Here is a 14,833-nt window from a genome sequence, read left to right on the forward strand (position 1 = left end):
TGCGGATTTTCCCAGAGGATCACTATGACAATGAAACACGCGTTACTTTTATCCACACTGGTCGCAACGTTGGGCCTTGTTGCCTGCGAGCGGACGGTTGTCGCGCCGCCTGCGGCAGTTGTCACCGTGCCCGGGCCTGCAGGTCCTGCGGGGGCCACGGGTGCCGCGGGCACTGACGGCGCCAAGGGGGCTACGGGCGCTGGCGTCGGTATTCCCGGCCCGACCGGCGCTACCGGTGCGACTGGAGCGACGGGCTCTACCGGTTATGAGGGCGCAACCGGTGCTACCGGTGCGACTGGCGACACCGGCAAGACTGGCAGAACCGGTGCCACGGGCGATACGGTCGTGATCGTTCCCGCGCCTGCACGGTAAGGTTTTCGGTTGCACCGGCCGGCGAACGCGTGAGTGCTCGCCGGCCTTTTTGTTTTCAGCGGCGGGTACAAGGCATTTAACCGCCCTGTAATTCCGGAAAGGGCTCACGCCAGGCGGCCAACTGATTGAGGCGGTCGTGCCAGCGCCGGATTTCCGGGAAATTGTCCAGCGGCAAGCGGGCCTTTTCGGCGTACGGCAAGGGGATAGCTGCCGCGAAGTCGGCCACAGTCAGCGCGTCGCCGACGAGGTATTCGCGCCCCTTGAGGTGCGCTTCGAGCACCCCGGCGTAACGCTCGAAGACCGGCGTCACCCGCGCAATCTCGGCCGGGTCGGCCTGGCTTTGACGGAAGCGCGGCTTGATGATGTGTTCGAAATAGAAGGTTCTGGCGGTTGGCGCGAACTCGGTGGCATCCCACATCAGCCAGCGGATCACCTCGGTCTGGCGCTTGTCGCTCGGCCACAGGTCGGAGCCGGCTTTCTCCGCCAGGTGGCACATGATGGCATTCGACTCCCACAAGGTCGTGGTGCCGTCCACCAGCACGGGCACCTTGGCATTGGGATTCATTGCGCGGAACTGCGGCGTACGGTGCTCGCCTTTTTCCAGCGCCACGTAGATGAACTCCACCGGCAGCTTCAAGTGCCTGGCGACGGCGCAGGCTTTTCGCGGATTCAGCGTGTCCGAGTAATAAAGCTTCATGCTGACTCATTTCATCGGTGATTTTCAGGCCGCCATGCGCGGCAGGTCGGACCACACCGGCCTGACCTCTATGGTTGCGGCCCTGGCCATGGGATGGCCGGCTGCGATGTCGATCGCCTCCTGCATGCCGGCGCATTCAATCAGCCCATAGGCCGCCATTTTTTCCGCGCTATCGGTGAAGGGGCCACTGGTTACCGCGCGCTTGCCGCTGCGCACCCGCACCGTCATCGCGTCGTCGGGGGGGCGCAGCGGGTTGCCGTGCTTGAGGATGCCGCGGCTCCCCATGTCCTTTACCCAGGCGCCAATGTCGGCCACCAGCGTCGGCGTGGGCGCGAAGGCCGCGTCGTGGCAAATGATCAGCAGGAATTGCATATGCTTTCCCCATCAGGGCATGGGCAGCGGCTTGATGACCATCCACGACACGCCGAAGCGATCTTCCACCATGCCGAAAGACGAAGCGTAAAAGGTCTTCATGATGGGCATCTCTACCTTGCCGCCGTCGCTCAATGCCTTGAACAGGCGCTGCGCTTCGGCATCGCTGGCCGCAGTCAACGAGAGTGAGAAGCCCTTGAATTCCGGCTTGCCGTTGCCCATGCCGTCAGAGGCCATCACTTCCGTTTCGCCGATCCTGAAGCTGGCATGCATGATGTTCTCACCCGGGATGGCACCGCCGTCCGGCCCGCAGCCTTCGGTCATGGGTTCCGGGTTCTCCTTGAAGCGCATCATCATCTTCACTTCGGCGCCAAGCGCCTTGCGGTAAAACTCGATGGCCTCTTCGCAGCGGCCGTTAAAAAAGAGGTAAGACTGGATCAGCATGATTGACTCCTTCGTGGGTTGATAAGGTTGGGGGATTTTTCAGGCACTCATTTGCGCAGCGTGGGCTTCAACGTTCATCCAGGCGAGCTCCCAGAGATGACCATCCAGGTCTTCGAAGCCGTGCTGGTACATGAATCCGTGGTCTTGTGGCTTGTTGGGCGTGGTCGCGCCGCCAGCCACAGCCTTGCTGACCATCTCGTCGACTTCCTGGCGGCTGTCACAGGAAAGGCAGATCAGCACCTCGGTGCTTTTGCGTGCGTCGCTCACCGGCTTGGGGGTGAAGGTCTTGAAATAGTTCTCGACCAGCAGCATGACGAAGCTTTCCTCGCTCACGATCATGCAGGTGGCGTTTTCATCGGTGAATTGCGGGTTGAATTTGAAGCCCAGCGCGGTGAAAAACTTCACCGATTGGTTCAGGTTTTTCACGGGCAGGTTCACAAACATCTTGGTCGTCACGGGTCTCTCCTTGAATAAATTGAATGAGGAGGTGCTTCCTCAGGCCCTGTCATAGGCTTCCTGGAGGTCCTTGATATTGATCTTGCGCATCTTCAGCATGGCGCTCATGGCGGCGCCGGCCTTGGCCGGGTTCTTGTCGCCCAGCATGTTGCCTAGCGCGGTGGGGATGATCTGCCACGACAGGCCGAATTTGTCCTGGACCCAGCCGCACTGGTTGGGTGCCCCGCCCGCCGAGAGCTTGTCCCAGAGCTCGTCCACCTCTTCCTGCGTCTTGCAGTCCACGAACAGCGAAATCGCCGGCGTGAAGCTGAAGTGCGGGCCGCCGTTGAGTGCCATGAATTCCTGGCCTTCAAGCTGGAAACTGCCGGTCATGACCGAGCCCTCGGGTCCCGGGCCTTCCTTGCCGTAGCGCCTGAGCATGGTGATCTTCGAGTTCTTGAAGATCGAAACATAAAAATTCATGGCTTCCTCGGCCTGGTCGTTGAACCACAGGAAGGGGGTGATTTTCTGCATGGTCTGGTTCCTTGAAAGAAGAGCGTTTAAAGAATCGTTAAAGGCTTGCGGGCCTTGTGCGGTGGCCAAATCAGCAGTATTGTGTACACCGTCCACAAAAGAATAGCAAAGATAATGAACACTGTCCACATAAATAAGTAACAAGCCATGTCGAGTGCGCCCCCTTCCCAGCCAGTCCCGCCGCCGCGCAGCACTTATCGCCACGGCGACCTGCGGCGTGCCCTGCTGGAAGCCGGGGTGGAATTGGCCCGCGCCGGCGGGCCCGGGGCCGTGGTGCTGCGCGAAGCCACGCGCCGCGCGGGCGTAGCGCCTAATGCGGCCTACCGCCATTTCGAAAACCGCCAGGCCTTGCTGTATGCGGTTCGTTCAGCCGCGCTGGCGGCCGTGGCCCGCGCGATGGAGGCCGAACTGGCTGCGCTGCCCCGGGGTTTGCCGCCAGCCGAATTCGCCCGCGCCAACGTGCGCGCGGTCGGCGCCGGCTATTTGCGTTTTGCGCAGGCAGAGAGCGGGTTGTTCCGCACGGCCTTTGGCCCCTCGGATGATTTGAAAGAAAGGGCCCAGGGCGCGCCGGCCAATGCCGAGCGCAAAGGGGAAAGCGGCCTGGACCCCTTCGAGCTGCTGGGCGCCGCGCTTGACAAACTCGTGAGCGCCGGCGTGCTGTCGCCTGAGCGCCGGCCCGGCGCCGAGTTCCTCGCCTGGTCCGCAGTGCACGGCCTGGCCATGCTGGTGATTGACGGCCCGTTAGGCCCGCTCATCGGTCCGCAGATGCAGCAGATCGGCGAGCATCTGCTGGACATGGTTGAAAAGGGCCTGTGCGGGGACTAGGGGGAGTTGACATCCATTGATTGAATTTGCCCAAGGCTTGGCCGGTGCATTGATGACAAAAGCCCGCCGGAGGCGGGCTTTGCGTATCAGCTAGTTACGCCAGCTCCTGGCGCTCAGAAGTTGTGCTGAATGCCAACCCCGTACACGCGGATAACGTCATTGGCAACGCGGTTGTTCGGGTCCGAGCGGTCATAAAAGCCGTACAGCGACGTGCGGTTGCTCATCTTGTAGGAGTAACCCGCCTGGAAGCGCTTGAGCTTGCCCGCCGGATCGCTCTGGACATCCTTGCGGATGTAGTTGGCCATGACCTTGCTGCTCGGCGTGATGTCCCAGGAGGCGCCGATCATCTGCGCCGCCACCTTGCTGCGCGACAGCGCATTGCCCTGAAAGTTGTCACGGTTGTAGACCGCCCAAGCCCGGATATCCCCGAAGTCGTAGGAGCCCACCAGCATCCACTTGTTCCTGAAATCGTTGAGCAGGGCACCACCGCGTTTGCTGTCCCTTCCGTAGCCGACGCCCAGGCCCAGCGGGCCGCCGCCTTCACCGTAGCTCAGCGAGACATCGGTCTGCTTGTAGTCGCTCTCAAAGCGGACCGGGCCGGCCGCGGTTTCCGGCAGGCCTTCACCGTTGAAGTAATGGCCGGCGCGGAAGACGAAGTTGCTGATCACCGGGCTGGCGTAGCCGATGGCATTGGACACCCGGGTGCGCGCGTTGAAGATGGAGGTGCCAATCGCGGTGGCGCCGGCATCGTGGATGACGTACTCCACGTTGCGGCCCAGGATCGCATAGATGGGCGTGCGGCTCGGTGCGGCCGAGTCGATGCGCCCGATATTGACCACGCCGAAGTCGCCGCTGATGCCGACGTAAGAGTTGCGGTAGACGGGCGAGCTTGACGCGCCGGTATCCGAAGAGATTCCCATCTCCAGGCCAAAGAGCGCTTTCAGCCCTCCCCCCAGGTCCTCGGTTCCCTTGGCTCCGAACCGGGACGCGTTGCCCGTGATGAGCGTCTGCGAGACCGAGCCGGTCTTCGAGTTCTCGAAGCTCGTATCCATCTTCCCGTAGATCGTCACCGTGCTTTGCGCCAGCGCAGTAACAGGGGTTATTGCACCGGCAGCAACCGCTGCCAGGCAGATCATCTTGTAATTCATTCCTCACTCCTCAAAGCTTTTATAGATAGCGGGAGATCAATCACCGCCGCGGGGGTATTCACGGGCAAAGTTCGCCCAGGCCTGAGAAGACATCGTCTTCAACAGGGCAGCAAATTCACAGGGCACAGGGTCGTGGACGTGCGCGTCAACCGTCTGGCTGCGGCATCGTGGTGGGGTGGTGAAGGTTCATGCGCGGCTATTCCAGAACAATCTTGTTGGCTTGGGCGACATCCTTGAAGAACCGGATGCGTTGAATGACTTCCTGCCGGTATTCGGCGGGGCGCACGTTCTCGGGCAGCATCGCGCCGCGTTTGCGCCAGGCTTCCAGCGTGTCCTTGTCGCGAAGAATGGTGCGCACCGCGTCGTAGAGCTTCTGGATGATGGCCTCGGGCGTCTTTGCCGGCGCTGCCAGCCCCGTCCATGACGTGAGGTTCAGGTCGGGCAGCTTGAGCTCGTCAAAGGTGGGAACGTCCGGCAACTGCGGCGCGCGCAGCGGCGAGGCGACGGCCAATGCGCGCAGGCTTCCGCTCTGCAGCATGGCCAGGTTGGAGGGCAGGTTGTTCCACGTCAGCTGAACCTGCCCCGAGAGCAGGTCCGTCAGTGCCGGTCCGGCGCCCCGGTAGGGGATGTGCGTGATGAACAGGCCCAGCTTCGACTTGAGCAGTTCCATGCTCAGGTGTGCCACCGAGCCATTGCCTGACGAGGCATAGTTCAATTTGCCCGGGTTGGCTTTGGCGTAGCGCACAAACTCGGCAAAGGTCTTGACCGGGAGTTTGGCGCTGGCGACCAGCACGTTCGGCAGCCTGTCGATCAGAGTGATGTAGGCGAAATCGTTCACTGCGTCGTAAGGCAGGTTCGGCGACACCGCCGGATTGACCACATGGGTTGACTGCGAAGTGACGACCAGCGTATAGCCGTCGGGCGCGGCCTTTGCAACAATGCCGGTGCCAATGGCGCCACCTGCGCCGGCCTTGTTGTCGATCACGACCGGTTGGCCCAGCAGCCTGCCCAGTTTGTCGGCGATAGCGCGCGCGGAGATGTCCACTGCTCCACCGGGCGGGAAGGGCACGATCAATGTGATGGGACGGCTCGGGTAAGCCTGCGGCTGGCTGAATGCCGGGCACGCTACCGCGCCCGCCGCACCGGCCGCTATGCCCAGGAATTTCCGACGGCTTGGGATGGTGATCATGCTGTGTCCTTGAGGTTGACGTGGCGTTTCGAGTGAGTGGTTTCTTCCCTGATGTGTCCCGCGATGGCCTGCAGCACCAGGTGAATGCGCTTCCTGAGTTCATGGAACTGTCGCTTTGGCTCGCGCGTCTTTTCGTCAAGGTAGAGCGCCCTGTTGATTTCGATCTGCAGGCTGTGCTGTCCGTGTGCGGGCCGGCCAAGAGTGCGCACCAGGTCTTGCCCCGCATAGGGGTCGTTCAGTGCGACGGTATAGCCTTGCCGCCTGAACTCCTCCCCGACGAAGTCCGCGAAAGCCGCGCTGCAGCTGGCGCCATGCAGGTTGCCCAGCACGATGTCGGCCAGCGGCTTGTCCGGCAACCCCAGGCGCACATACGCGTTGCTTGGCATGGAATGAAGGTTGAGGTGCCACCGTTCACCCTGCGGGGTGCTTGACTGGGCCAGCGCGTCCTCTAGCGCATGGCGATACGGCCGCCAGCAGCTTTCAATCCGGTGTTTGATTTCGCTGGCATGAAGCCGGCGGCTGTAGATCGGCTGTAGCGTCGGCGTCTTGCTGAACACCAGGCCGTTACCCAGCCGCAGGCAGGGTTGAGAAGGGGCCACCGGCTCAGCCCACTCGCCGTCCAGCATCGCAAGGTCGATGTCGTCCTCACTGCGGTTGGGGTCGATGTAGCTGCGCGGAAACGTCGCGTGCACCAGAGTCGCGCCGACCAGCGGCGCCGCGTCCCAAAGCTGCTCGATCAGCGTGTCCTCGCACTGCCGCAGTTGCTGCAATTCAATCGAGAAATCGAAGTCCTGCGGATAGTAGGTGCCGCTGTGCGGGGAGTCGCACACCAGTGCGATGGGATCAACGACGGGTCGGACGACCTTGACGGGTTCGGCGTGGGACATGGTTTGGCTCATGGCCGGCAGTTTGACGCCGCGAGTGCCGCGCGACAAACGACAATTTCAAAGCTGCTGATTAGATGATCTAATACGGTCATGAAATTCAAGTCGCCGTCGCTGGCTGAACTGCACGCGTTTCTCGGGGTCTGCCAATTGGGGAGTTTTCGCCGCGCGGCGGAGGTTCTTTCCGTCACGCAGGGCGCCGTCAGCCAGGCCATCCTGCGCCTTGAGCAAAGGCTGGGTTGCAGCCTGTTCGACCGCAACGCGACGGGCGTTGTGCCCACGGTCCGCGGGCGCGAATTTCAGAAGCTGGTTGAAACCCATGTCGCCGGGCTGGAGGCGGCCGTCACCCAGTTCGGCGGAGGGTCATCGCAACGCAAAGTGCGGGTGAGCGTCATACCAACCCTCGGAACGCGATGGCTGGTCCCCAGGCTCGCGCAATTCAAGTCCTTGAACCCCAATGTCGAGGTGGAGCTGCGCCAATTCCATTTCGACGAAGACTTCAAGCGCGACGACGTGGACCTGTGGATCGCGCTCAGGCGCCCGGGAAGAAGGTGGCCACGCGGTATCCGCGGATGCTATCTGCTGGGCAACGAGATCACGCCCGCATGCACACCCGCACTTGCGCGAAGCATTCAGCATCCGCGGGATCTCGCGGCGCATACCCTTCTTCATCACATCAACTACCCAGACAACTGGGCCGTGTGGATGGAGGGTGCAGGTTTAAAGCAGCCCAAGCCAGCATTGGGCCCGGGGTTCGATCTGGGCAACAACCTCATCGTCGCGGCATGCGCCGGCATGGGAGCCATCGTCATCCAGCCGTGCCTCATCGAGAGCGAACTCGAAAGCGGCAAGCTGGTCCTGCCCTTCGACACCCGGGTCCTGATCTCGCGCGGGTATTACCTTTGCCAACGATCCGCTGCCGCCCACAGCAATCGCGCCGTTGAAGCGTTTGCCTCATGGCTGCAAGAGCAGGCCGGCAACACGGCCGGCGCCTGACCTCTCCCAGGCGCTGCGATCAGGCTGCACCGGCCCCGTCCTCGCGGGCCGGCAGGCCCATGCCCTTGGGCAATCCCTCGCGCAGTGCTTCGATAAAGCGGCGCAACTTGGCCGGGTAAAAGTTCGAATAGGGGTAGATCAGGTAGACCGGCAGGGGCTCGGCACACCACTGCGGCGCCAGGTGTAGCAGCCTGCCATCGGCCACGTCGCCCGCCACCAGCCAGGTCGAAGCGATGCTCGCGCCCAGGCCCAGCAGCGTGGCGTTGCGCAGGGCAAACAGGCTGTCCGTGCCCAGGCGCGGCCGTATCGCAAAGCGGTGCTCTTCGCGGCGCTGGTCGGCATGGCGGCGGATCAGCACCACCTCGTTGCGGTAGAAGGTTTGCAGCGCCAGCCAGGGCAGGGCCTGCAGATCGGCTGGATGCATCGGCAGCGGCTTGTCTTGCAGCAGGGAAGGTGCGGCCACCACGATGCGCCGGACTTCGGCAATCTTCACGGCCACCAGCGAAGGATCTTCCACCGCGCCCACGTGCACCGCGCAGTCGATGCCCTGCGTGATGAAGTCGGGTGTGCCGTCATGCAGCAGCCACTCCACCGTGACGCGCTCGTGGCGCCGCAAATAGTCGACCACCGGCCCCACCAGCTGCTGCTGGCCCAGCGCATGCGGTACCACCACGCGCAGCGTGCCTTCCGCCACTTCCTGGGTGCCGCGCAGGTCGGCCTCAAAAGCCCCCCAGTTGCCCAGCAGCTCCTTGGCACGGGCAAAGCAGCGCTCGCCGCCCTCCGTCAGTTTCATCGCGTGGGTGGAGCGCTGCAGCAGCTTCAGGCCCAGCGAACGTTCCAGCGCCTGAAGGCGCCGGCTGACTGTGGGTTGCGTGGCGTTCATCTGCGCTGCGGCGGCGGACAGGCTGCCCGCCTCCACGATGCGCACAAAGGTCTGCATGAGTTCGATCCGGTCCGGCGCGGTTTTCATGAGGTCTCCCAGGTTGCTTATGCGTTTTACGTATGACCATTGTGCCCAATAGCAGCCTTCACAGCGCAAAACCCCGCCCGCATACTCGCGTCCTGCCTCAAATCGGGATTTTCCTCATGATTTCTACAGCTAATACGCATGACCAAACCGGGCCCGGCTTGCCGTTCCCATTGATTCTCCTGCTCGCCACCGGTGCCGGCCTGGCCGCGGCTTCGCTCTATTACAGCCAGCCCATGCTGGCCTTGCTGCTTGCTGAATTCAAGTCCACCCCCGCCGCCATCGGCCTGGTGCCCACACTGACAACGCTCGGTTACGCGCTGGGCATCGGGCTACTCGCGCCGCTGGGCGACCGCTATGACCGCCGGCGCATCATCCTCGGCAAGGCCGCCGCTCTGGTGCTGGCGTTGCTGCTCGCCGCCGCCGCGCCGTCCGTGGCGGTGCTCGCACTGGCCAGCCTCGCGATCGGTCTTGCGGCCACGCTGGCACAAGACATCGTGCCGGCCGCCGCCACACTCGCACCCGAAGCCCAACGCGGCAAAACCGTCGGCACCGTGATGACCGGCCTGTTGCTGGGCATTCTGCTGTCGCGTGTGGTGGCCGGCGTCGTGGCCGAGCAGTTCGGCTGGCGCAGCATGTTCGTGGCCGCGGCCCTCAGCATCGCGCTGCTGGGCGTGGCGGTGTGGCGGCACCTGCCGCGCTTTGCACCCACCACGCAGCTGCCCTACCTGGCGTTGCTCGGCTCGCTGGCCACGCTGTGGAAGTGCCACGGGGCGCTGCGCCGCGCGGCCGTCGCACAGGGCTTGATCAGCATCGGCTTCAGCGCCTTCTGGTCCACGCTGGCCATCATGCTGCACGCCGAGCCCTTCAACCTGGGCAGCGGCGCCGCCGGCGCCTTCGGCCTGGCCGGTGCCGCCGGTGCGCTAGCCGCGCCGCTGGCCGGCCGCATCGCCGACAGCAAAGGCCCTGAAGTCGTGACCCGGCTGGGCGCCGCGCTGGTCGTCGCGGCCTTCATCGCCATGGCCCTGGGACCTAACCAGCTGTGGCTTATTGCCTTGGGCGCAGTGGTGTTTGACCTGGGCGCGCAGGCCACGCTGATTGCTCACCAGACCATCGTCTACGGCATTGAACCCGCCGCGCGCAGCCGGCTCAATGCGGTTCTGTTCATCGGCATGTTCAGCGGCATGGCCGGCGGTGCGTGGCTCGGCAGCATGGTGCTGGCGCACACCGGCTGGCAGGGCGTGTGCGTGATGGCCGCGGTGTCAGGTGCGGCAGCACTGGTGGTGCGGATGTGGCCTGCCAAAAAGTATGCGCCCTGTGCTGCCTGACGCTGAATATCGTTCCGGTACTTCGCCGCAAAAAAAGGCCTCGTGAGAGGCCTTTTTTCATTCACAAGACAACGCTCAGGCGGCCAGCTCTTCCCGCGTGTAATCCGTCGAAGCCGACAGCGCCTTCCACGTCTTTACCTCGGCCTCCACAAACGCATGCTTGTCTGCAATCACTTTCAGCGTGTCGGTGCCCATCGGCAGCCGCAGCGGTGGGGTGTCGGCCTCCACCAACTTCAACATTGCCTGCGCCAGGCGCAGCGGGTCGCCCGCCTGGTTGTGGTTGATCTCTTTGGCAGCTTCGCGCACCCTGCCCGCGCTTTGGGCGTAGTCGTCCAGGATACGTGGCGACACTGCCAGCGAGGCGTTGTCCAGGAAGTCGGTGCGGAAGTAACCCGGCTCCACGCTGGTGACGTGAATGCCCAGCGGCGCCAGTTCGCCATGCAGTGCTTCGGTCAGGCCTTCCACCGCAAACTTGGTCGAGCAGTACACGCCAAACCCCGGGCCGGACTGGTAACCGCCCAGCGACGAGATGTTGATGACGTGGCCGCTGCGGCGCGCACGCATGGTTGGCAGCACAGCGCGTGTTACGTTCAGCAGGCCGAACACATTGGTCTCGTACAGGCGCCGCACCTCGTCGCCGGTGGCTTCTTCCACCGCGCCCAGCAGGCCGTAGCCGGCGTTGTTGACCAGCACATCGATGCGGCCAAAACGTGCCAACGCGGCTTGCACGGCGGCCGCCGCCTGCGCCTCGTTGGTCACGTCCAGCGGCAATGCCAGCAGCGCGTCGCTCGCGGGAAATCTTTTTTGCACTGAGGCGGCGTCGCGCGAAGTCGCCACCACCGCGTCGCCATGCGCCAGCGCCGCTTCGGCAATGCGCGCGCCAATGCCGCGCGCTGCGCCGGTGATCATCCAGATACGTTTGAAGTCAGTCTTTGCATTCATGGTCTTGCCCCTTAAAAAATGTTGCTGAGGAGGGCAATGTAGGTTTTTGATTGCGTGCTGAATAGATGGCAATTGGTGAGTTCATAATCAAGTTAATCGTGACAATCAGGGGCTTGCTTCCCGTAAAACCGCCAGGAGCCGCCATGGCCTTCAATGAATTGCGCGCCGTTTCCACTTTCGTCCGGGCCGCCGAACTCGGCAGCCTGCGCCAGGCCGCCGCTGCACAGGCGATCACGCCGCAGGCCGCCAGCCAGGCGCTGGTCCAGCTTGAACAGCACCTGGGCGTGCGCCTTTTTCACCGCACCACGCGCAGCCTGAGCCTCACCGAAGAAGGCGAGCAGTTCCTGCAGGCCGTGCAGCCCGGCCTTTCGACGCTGCAGCGAGCACTGCAGGGCGCCCGCCGCACGCGCGAAGAAATCGCCGGGCCGCTGCGCATCGTCGCGCCGCGCTCCATCATGCTCGAGGTGTTGTGGCCCGTGCTCGAGGAATACTGCCGCCGTTATCCGCAGGTGGATCCCGACATCCAGATGGACGACCGCATCGGCAACTGGGTGGAAGACCGCGTCGACGTCGGCTTTCGCGCCGGCGCGCCGCCCGCGGGCGGCATCATCTCGCGCCGCATCCTGCCGCTGCAACTGGTGGTGTGCGCGTCACCCGCCTACATCGCGCAGCATGGCGCGCCCCAGACCATCGAAGACCTGGCCGGGCACCGCTGCACGGGCTTTCACCACACGGGCACCGGCAAGACCATGCCCTGGGAGTTCAAGGTGGGTGAAGAAGTGGTGGCCCGTACCGTCGCCGCGTCCTTCCTCACCAATGACGTGGACCTTGAAGCCCGCGCTGTCGTGGCCGGCCAGGCCATCGGCCAGCTGATCGGCGCCACCGCTGCGCCGCTGGTGCGCGCCGGCCGGCTGGTGCCGCTGCTGACGCAGCATGTCACCGAGCATCTGGGCCTTTATGTCTATTACGGCAGCCGCAACGCGCAGCCTGCCCGTGCACGAGCCTTCATCGACCTGGCGGTGGAACGCCTGGTTGGCAACACGCAGTTCTACCTGGAGCCGCATGAATTGCGCCCGTATGCTATCGCGCGGAAAACGCGCCGCACCCGCGCGGCCGGCTGACCCGGCTGTCGCGGCATCAACGTCGCGCAGACATCTCTTTCTGTATCTTTCTTATCCATCGGTTTGCGCGCGGCCGTTTTCTTGGCGTCGCCTACAGCCGCGTTAGCCCACGGCTGACGCGCGGCGGGCCGATGCGGGAATAGATTGGGAGCCTGTACGGACGCATCAGGAAGAATAAAAAGTGTCAGCTATCCCGCGCCTTCGCTCCGCCTTTTTCACCGGCCTGGTGCTCGTGCTGATCGGAGGGGTGCTGGCCTTGCCGGGCATCTGGCTGGTGGTGCTGGGAGGCTCCTGGTATTACCTGGTGGCCGGCCTGGCTTTTGTATTGACGGGCGTACTGTTGATCCAGTACGGACCGATAGCGTTGTGGACCTACGCGCTCCTGCTGGTGGGCACGCTCGCATGGGCGTTGTCGGAAGGCGGGCTTGACTGGTGGCCGCTGGCTGCGCGGGGGGGTGTGCCATTTCTCATTGGCCTCTTTCTGCTGACCCCCATGCTCGCCCGTGCCATGCAGGCCGAAGTGCCGGGCCAATCCGGCGTGCGCGCCGGCCAGTGGGCGTTGGGTGCCGCGCTGGCGCTCTTCTTTATTGCGTCGGTGGCAACCTGGCTGCATGATGCCAACCGCGTGACGGGCATGCTGCCGTTGCCGCCCACCGGCGCATCGGCCGCGCGCACGGCTGATGCCGTACCTGCCGGCGAATGGCATGCCTACGGGCGTACCGGCCAGGGGCAGCGGTATTCGCCGCTCAGCCAGATCACCCCTGAGAACGTGGAAAACCTGGGGCTGGCGTGGCAGTACCGCACCGGTGACATGCGCGGCCACCCTGGTGACCCGGCAGAAACCACCTTCGAGGTGACCCCGCTGAAAGTGGGCAACCGGCTTTTCCTGTGCACGCCGCATCAGTCCGTCATTGCGCTCGATGCCACCACCGGCGCGGAAGCCTGGCGTTTTAATCCCGAGATACAGAACAAGCTCGCACTGCAGCACCTGACTTGCCGCGGTCTGTCTTATCAGCCGCCTGCCGCTGCGACTGCGACAGCCGCCGCTAACTCCACCGACTGCCCGGCCAAACTGTTCATGCCCACGGCAGACGGCCGCGTGATTGCCCTGAACCCCGACACCGGAAAGGTCTGCCCCTCTTTCGGCGGCGGCAAGGGGCAGATCGATCTCTGGGCCGGCATGCCCAACGTCAAGCCCGGCGCTTACTACTCCACCTCGCCAGTGGTGGTGACATCAAAGCTCATCATCGTGGGCGGCACGGTGCTCGACAACGTTTCCACCAAAGAGCAGTCCGGCGTGATCCGCGCTTACGACATCAACACCGGCGCGCTGGTCTGGAACTGGGACTCCGGCAAGCCGGACGCCACCGCTCCGCTCGCGGCGGGGCAAACCTACACCGCCAATTCGCCCAACAGCTGGTCCGTTTCCAGCGTCGACGAAGCGTTGGGCATGGTCTATGTGCCGCTGGGCAACCAGCCGCCCGACCAGTGGGGCGGCCAGCGCAGCCCCGCGGTGGAAACGTATTCGTCGTCCGTCGTCGCGCTGGACCTGGCCACCGGCAAGGTGCGCTGGAACTTCCAGACCGTGCACCACGACTTGTGGGATTACGACGTGCCGGCCCAGCCCAGCCTGGTAGACCTTACCGTGGGCGGCAACCGGGTGCCCGCACTGGTCCAGCCCACCAAGCAGGGCGAGATCTTTGTGCTGGACCGCCGCACCGGCACGCCGCTTTTGCCTGTTGTGGAAACAGCGGCACCGCAGGGAGCCGCGCAGGGCGACCGCACCGCGCCCACCCAGCCGAACTCGGCGCTGTCGTTCAACCCGCCGCCGTTGACGGAGCGCGACATGTGGGGCGCCACCCTGTTCGACCAGCTCTATTGCCGCATTGCTTTTCACCGGCTGCGTTATGAGGGCCGCTTCACGCCGCCTTCCACGCAAGGCTCACTGATCTATCCTGGCAACTTCGGCGTGTTCAACTGGGGCGGCGTGGCGGTGGACCCGGAGCGGCAGATGGTCTTCGCCACGCCGACCTACCTGGCCTTTGTCTCCAAACTCGTGCCGCGCACGGACGACACCAGCCTCCTTGTGCAGGGCAAGGAGCGGCCCGAGGGCAGCCTGCCCTCGCTCAATGAAAACTTCGGTGCGCCCTTTGCTGTCAAGCTCAGCGCGTTTGTGTCGCCGCTGGGCATTCCGTGCCAGGCGCCGCCCTGGGGCTACGTGGCCGGCGCCGACCTGACGACGGGTGCGATTGCCTGGCAGCATAAAAACGGCACTGTGCGCGACCTGTCGCCCGTGCCCCTGCCCTTCCGCATGGGCGTGCCCAACCTGGGTGGGCCCCTGACCACGGCGGGCGGCGTCGCCTTCCTGTCCGGTACGCTCGACTACTACGTGCGTGCCTATGACGTGAACACCGGCAAGGAAATCTGGAAGAGCCGCCTGCCCGCCGGCGGGCAGGCCACCCCCATGAGCTATACCGGCGCCGACGGCCGGCAATACCTGCTGGTAGTGGCCGGCGGTCATGGGTCACTGGGGACGCGTGCGGGGGACTATGTGCGGGCTTATGCGTTGCCGCGCTAGT

General features: G+C 64.1%; 16 protein-coding genes. 6 read left to right on the plus strand and 10 right to left on the minus strand.

Annotation, left to right across the window (positions count from 1 at the left end; genetic code table 11):
- Positions 1 to 30: 30 nt before the first annotated feature.
- Complete coding sequence (locus AC1D13_RS14120) at positions 31 to 372, plus strand: collagen-like protein (protein WP_477689745.1); 342 nt, start codon at positions 31 to 33, stop codon at positions 370 to 372.
- Between the two features lie 76 nt (positions 373 to 448).
- On the opposite strand, the gene AC1D13_RS14125 is transcribed toward AC1D13_RS14120, so the two are convergent.
- From AC1D13_RS14125 to AC1D13_RS14145, 5 genes are read right to left on the minus strand one after another with little or no spacing between them, the layout of a single operon-like run.
- A complete protein-coding gene (locus tag AC1D13_RS14125; RefSeq protein ID WP_477667086.1) occupies positions 449 to 1,069 on the minus strand; it encodes a glutathione S-transferase family protein in 621 nt (206 codons plus the stop codon).
- 24 nt (positions 1,070 to 1,093) lie between these two features.
- Entirely contained in the window at positions 1,094 to 1,441 is a 348-nt protein-coding gene (locus tag AC1D13_RS14130) for a YciI family protein (protein ID WP_457281968.1), read from the minus strand.
- Positions 1,442 to 1,453: 12 nt separating this feature from the next.
- Positions 1,454 to 1,885 carry a VOC family protein gene (locus AC1D13_RS14135; RefSeq protein ID WP_457281969.1) on the minus strand — a complete coding sequence of 144 codons (432 nt, stop codon included), beginning with the start codon at positions 1,883 to 1,885 and terminating at the stop codon, positions 1,454 to 1,456.
- 39 nt (positions 1,886 to 1,924) lie between these two features.
- Complete coding sequence (locus AC1D13_RS14140) at positions 1,925 to 2,329, minus strand: VOC family protein (protein WP_457282090.1); 405 nt, start codon at positions 2,327 to 2,329, stop codon at positions 1,925 to 1,927.
- Between the two features lie 51 nt (positions 2,330 to 2,380).
- Complete coding sequence (locus tag AC1D13_RS14145; protein WP_457281970.1) at positions 2,381 to 2,854, minus strand: VOC family protein; 474 nt, start codon at positions 2,852 to 2,854, stop codon at positions 2,381 to 2,383.
- A 147-nt stretch (positions 2,855 to 3,001) separates the two neighbouring features.
- On the opposite strand from AC1D13_RS14145, the gene AC1D13_RS14150 reads away from it, so the two are divergent.
- Entirely contained in the window at positions 3,002 to 3,679 is a 678-nt protein-coding gene (locus AC1D13_RS14150; RefSeq protein WP_477667088.1) for a TetR/AcrR family transcriptional regulator, read from the plus strand.
- A gap of 113 nt (positions 3,680 to 3,792) precedes the next feature.
- On the opposite strand, the gene AC1D13_RS14155 is transcribed toward AC1D13_RS14150, so the two are convergent.
- The 3 genes from AC1D13_RS14155 to AC1D13_RS14165 all read right to left on the minus strand — a co-directional run bounded on the left by AC1D13_RS14155 (position 3,793) and on the right by AC1D13_RS14165 (position 6,903).
- The gene (locus AC1D13_RS14155) at positions 3,793 to 4,827 is read right to left on the minus strand and encodes a porin (protein WP_477689746.1); all 1,035 of its coding nucleotides are present in this window, start codon (positions 4,825 to 4,827) and stop codon (positions 3,793 to 3,795) included.
- A 196-nt stretch (positions 4,828 to 5,023) separates the two neighbouring features.
- The gene (locus AC1D13_RS14160; RefSeq protein WP_457281973.1) at positions 5,024 to 6,016 is read right to left on the minus strand and encodes a Bug family tripartite tricarboxylate transporter substrate binding protein; all 993 of its coding nucleotides are present in this window, start codon (positions 6,014 to 6,016) and stop codon (positions 5,024 to 5,026) included.
- Entirely contained in the window at positions 6,013 to 6,903 is an 891-nt protein-coding gene (locus tag AC1D13_RS14165; protein WP_457281974.1) for an N-formylglutamate amidohydrolase, read from the minus strand. The genes AC1D13_RS14160 and AC1D13_RS14165 overlap by 4 nt, the downstream gene beginning before the upstream one ends.
- A 90-nt stretch (positions 6,904 to 6,993) precedes the next feature.
- Between AC1D13_RS14165 and AC1D13_RS14170 the strand changes: the two genes are divergently transcribed.
- On the plus strand, positions 6,994 to 7,896 hold the full coding sequence (locus tag AC1D13_RS14170) for a LysR substrate-binding domain-containing protein (RefSeq protein WP_457281975.1): 903 nt from the start codon (positions 6,994 to 6,996) through the stop codon (positions 7,894 to 7,896).
- A gap of 19 nt (positions 7,897 to 7,915) precedes the next feature.
- Here AC1D13_RS14170 and AC1D13_RS14175 read toward each other — a convergent pair whose 3' ends face one another.
- Positions 7,916 to 8,866, minus strand: coding sequence for a LysR family transcriptional regulator (locus AC1D13_RS14175; protein ID WP_477689747.1), 951 nt, complete (start codon positions 8,864 to 8,866; stop codon positions 7,916 to 7,918).
- A 116-nt stretch (positions 8,867 to 8,982) separates the two neighbouring features.
- Here AC1D13_RS14175 and AC1D13_RS14180 point away from each other — a divergent pair, with 116 nt between their 5' ends.
- Positions 8,983 to 10,191, plus strand: a complete 1,209-nt coding sequence (locus AC1D13_RS14180; RefSeq protein WP_477689748.1) for an MFS transporter — start codon at positions 8,983 to 8,985, stop codon at positions 10,189 to 10,191.
- Between the two features lie 75 nt (positions 10,192 to 10,266).
- On the opposite strand, the gene AC1D13_RS14185 is transcribed toward AC1D13_RS14180, so the two are convergent.
- Complete coding sequence (locus AC1D13_RS14185; protein ID WP_477689749.1) at positions 10,267 to 11,133, minus strand: oxidoreductase; 867 nt, start codon at positions 11,131 to 11,133, stop codon at positions 10,267 to 10,269.
- 143 nt (positions 11,134 to 11,276) lie between these two features.
- On the opposite strand from AC1D13_RS14185, the gene AC1D13_RS14190 reads away from it, so the two are divergent.
- Together AC1D13_RS14190 and AC1D13_RS14195 are read left to right on the plus strand one after the other, a co-directional pair.
- On the plus strand, positions 11,277 to 12,254 hold the full coding sequence (locus tag AC1D13_RS14190) for a LysR family transcriptional regulator (RefSeq protein WP_477689750.1): 978 nt from the start codon (positions 11,277 to 11,279) through the stop codon (positions 12,252 to 12,254).
- Positions 12,255 to 12,435: 181 nt separating this feature from the next.
- The gene (locus tag AC1D13_RS14195) at positions 12,436 to 14,832 is read left to right on the plus strand and encodes a glucose/quinate/shikimate family membrane-bound PQQ-dependent dehydrogenase (protein WP_477689751.1); all 2,397 of its coding nucleotides are present in this window, start codon (positions 12,436 to 12,438) and stop codon (positions 14,830 to 14,832) included.
- Position 14,833: the final 1 nt, after the last annotated feature.

It is taken from the genome of Polaromonas sp. P1_E12 (assembly GCF_056405975.1).

Bases quoted from the DNA above. Each gene is read 5' to 3' on its own strand.
- AC1D13_RS14125 (WP_477667086.1), bottom strand. From the start codon at position 1,069: ATGAAGCTTTATTACTCGGACACGCTGAATCCGCGAAAAGCCTGCGCC.
- AC1D13_RS14130 (WP_457281968.1), bottom strand. From the start codon at position 1,441: ATGCAATTCCTGCTGATCATTTGCCACGACGCGGCCTTCGCGCCCACG.
- AC1D13_RS14180 (WP_477689748.1), top strand. From the start codon at position 8,983: ATGATTTCTACAGCTAATACGCATGACCAAACCGGGCCCGGCTTGCCG.
- AC1D13_RS14145 (WP_457281970.1), bottom strand. From the start codon at position 2,854: ATGCAGAAAATCACCCCCTTCCTGTGGTTCAACGACCAGGCCGAGGAA.
- AC1D13_RS14190 (WP_477689750.1), top strand. From the start codon at position 11,277: ATGGCCTTCAATGAATTGCGCGCCGTTTCCACTTTCGTCCGGGCCGCC.
- AC1D13_RS14185 (WP_477689749.1), bottom strand. From the start codon at position 11,133: ATGAATGCAAAGACTGACTTCAAACGTATCTGGATGATCACCGGCGCA.
- AC1D13_RS14120 (WP_477689745.1), top strand. From the start codon at position 31: ATGAAACACGCGTTACTTTTATCCACACTGGTCGCAACGTTGGGCCTT.
- AC1D13_RS14140 (WP_457282090.1), bottom strand. From the start codon at position 2,329: ATGTTTGTGAACCTGCCCGTGAAAAACCTGAACCAATCGGTGAAGTTT.
- AC1D13_RS14170 (WP_457281975.1), top strand. From the start codon at position 6,994: ATGAAATTCAAGTCGCCGTCGCTGGCTGAACTGCACGCGTTTCTCGGG.
- AC1D13_RS14155 (WP_477689746.1), bottom strand. From the start codon at position 4,827: ATGAATTACAAGATGATCTGCCTGGCAGCGGTTGCTGCCGGTGCAATA.
- AC1D13_RS14160 (WP_457281973.1), bottom strand. From the start codon at position 6,016: ATGATCACCATCCCAAGCCGTCGGAAATTCCTGGGCATAGCGGCCGGT.
- AC1D13_RS14150 (WP_477667088.1), top strand. From the start codon at position 3,002: ATGTCGAGTGCGCCCCCTTCCCAGCCAGTCCCGCCGCCGCGCAGCACT.
- AC1D13_RS14135 (WP_457281969.1), bottom strand. From the start codon at position 1,885: ATGCTGATCCAGTCTTACCTCTTTTTTAACGGCCGCTGCGAAGAGGCC.
- AC1D13_RS14165 (WP_457281974.1), bottom strand. From the start codon at position 6,903: ATGTCCCACGCCGAACCCGTCAAGGTCGTCCGACCCGTCGTTGATCCC.
- AC1D13_RS14175 (WP_477689747.1), bottom strand. From the start codon at position 8,866: ATGAAAACCGCGCCGGACCGGATCGAACTCATGCAGACCTTTGTGCGC.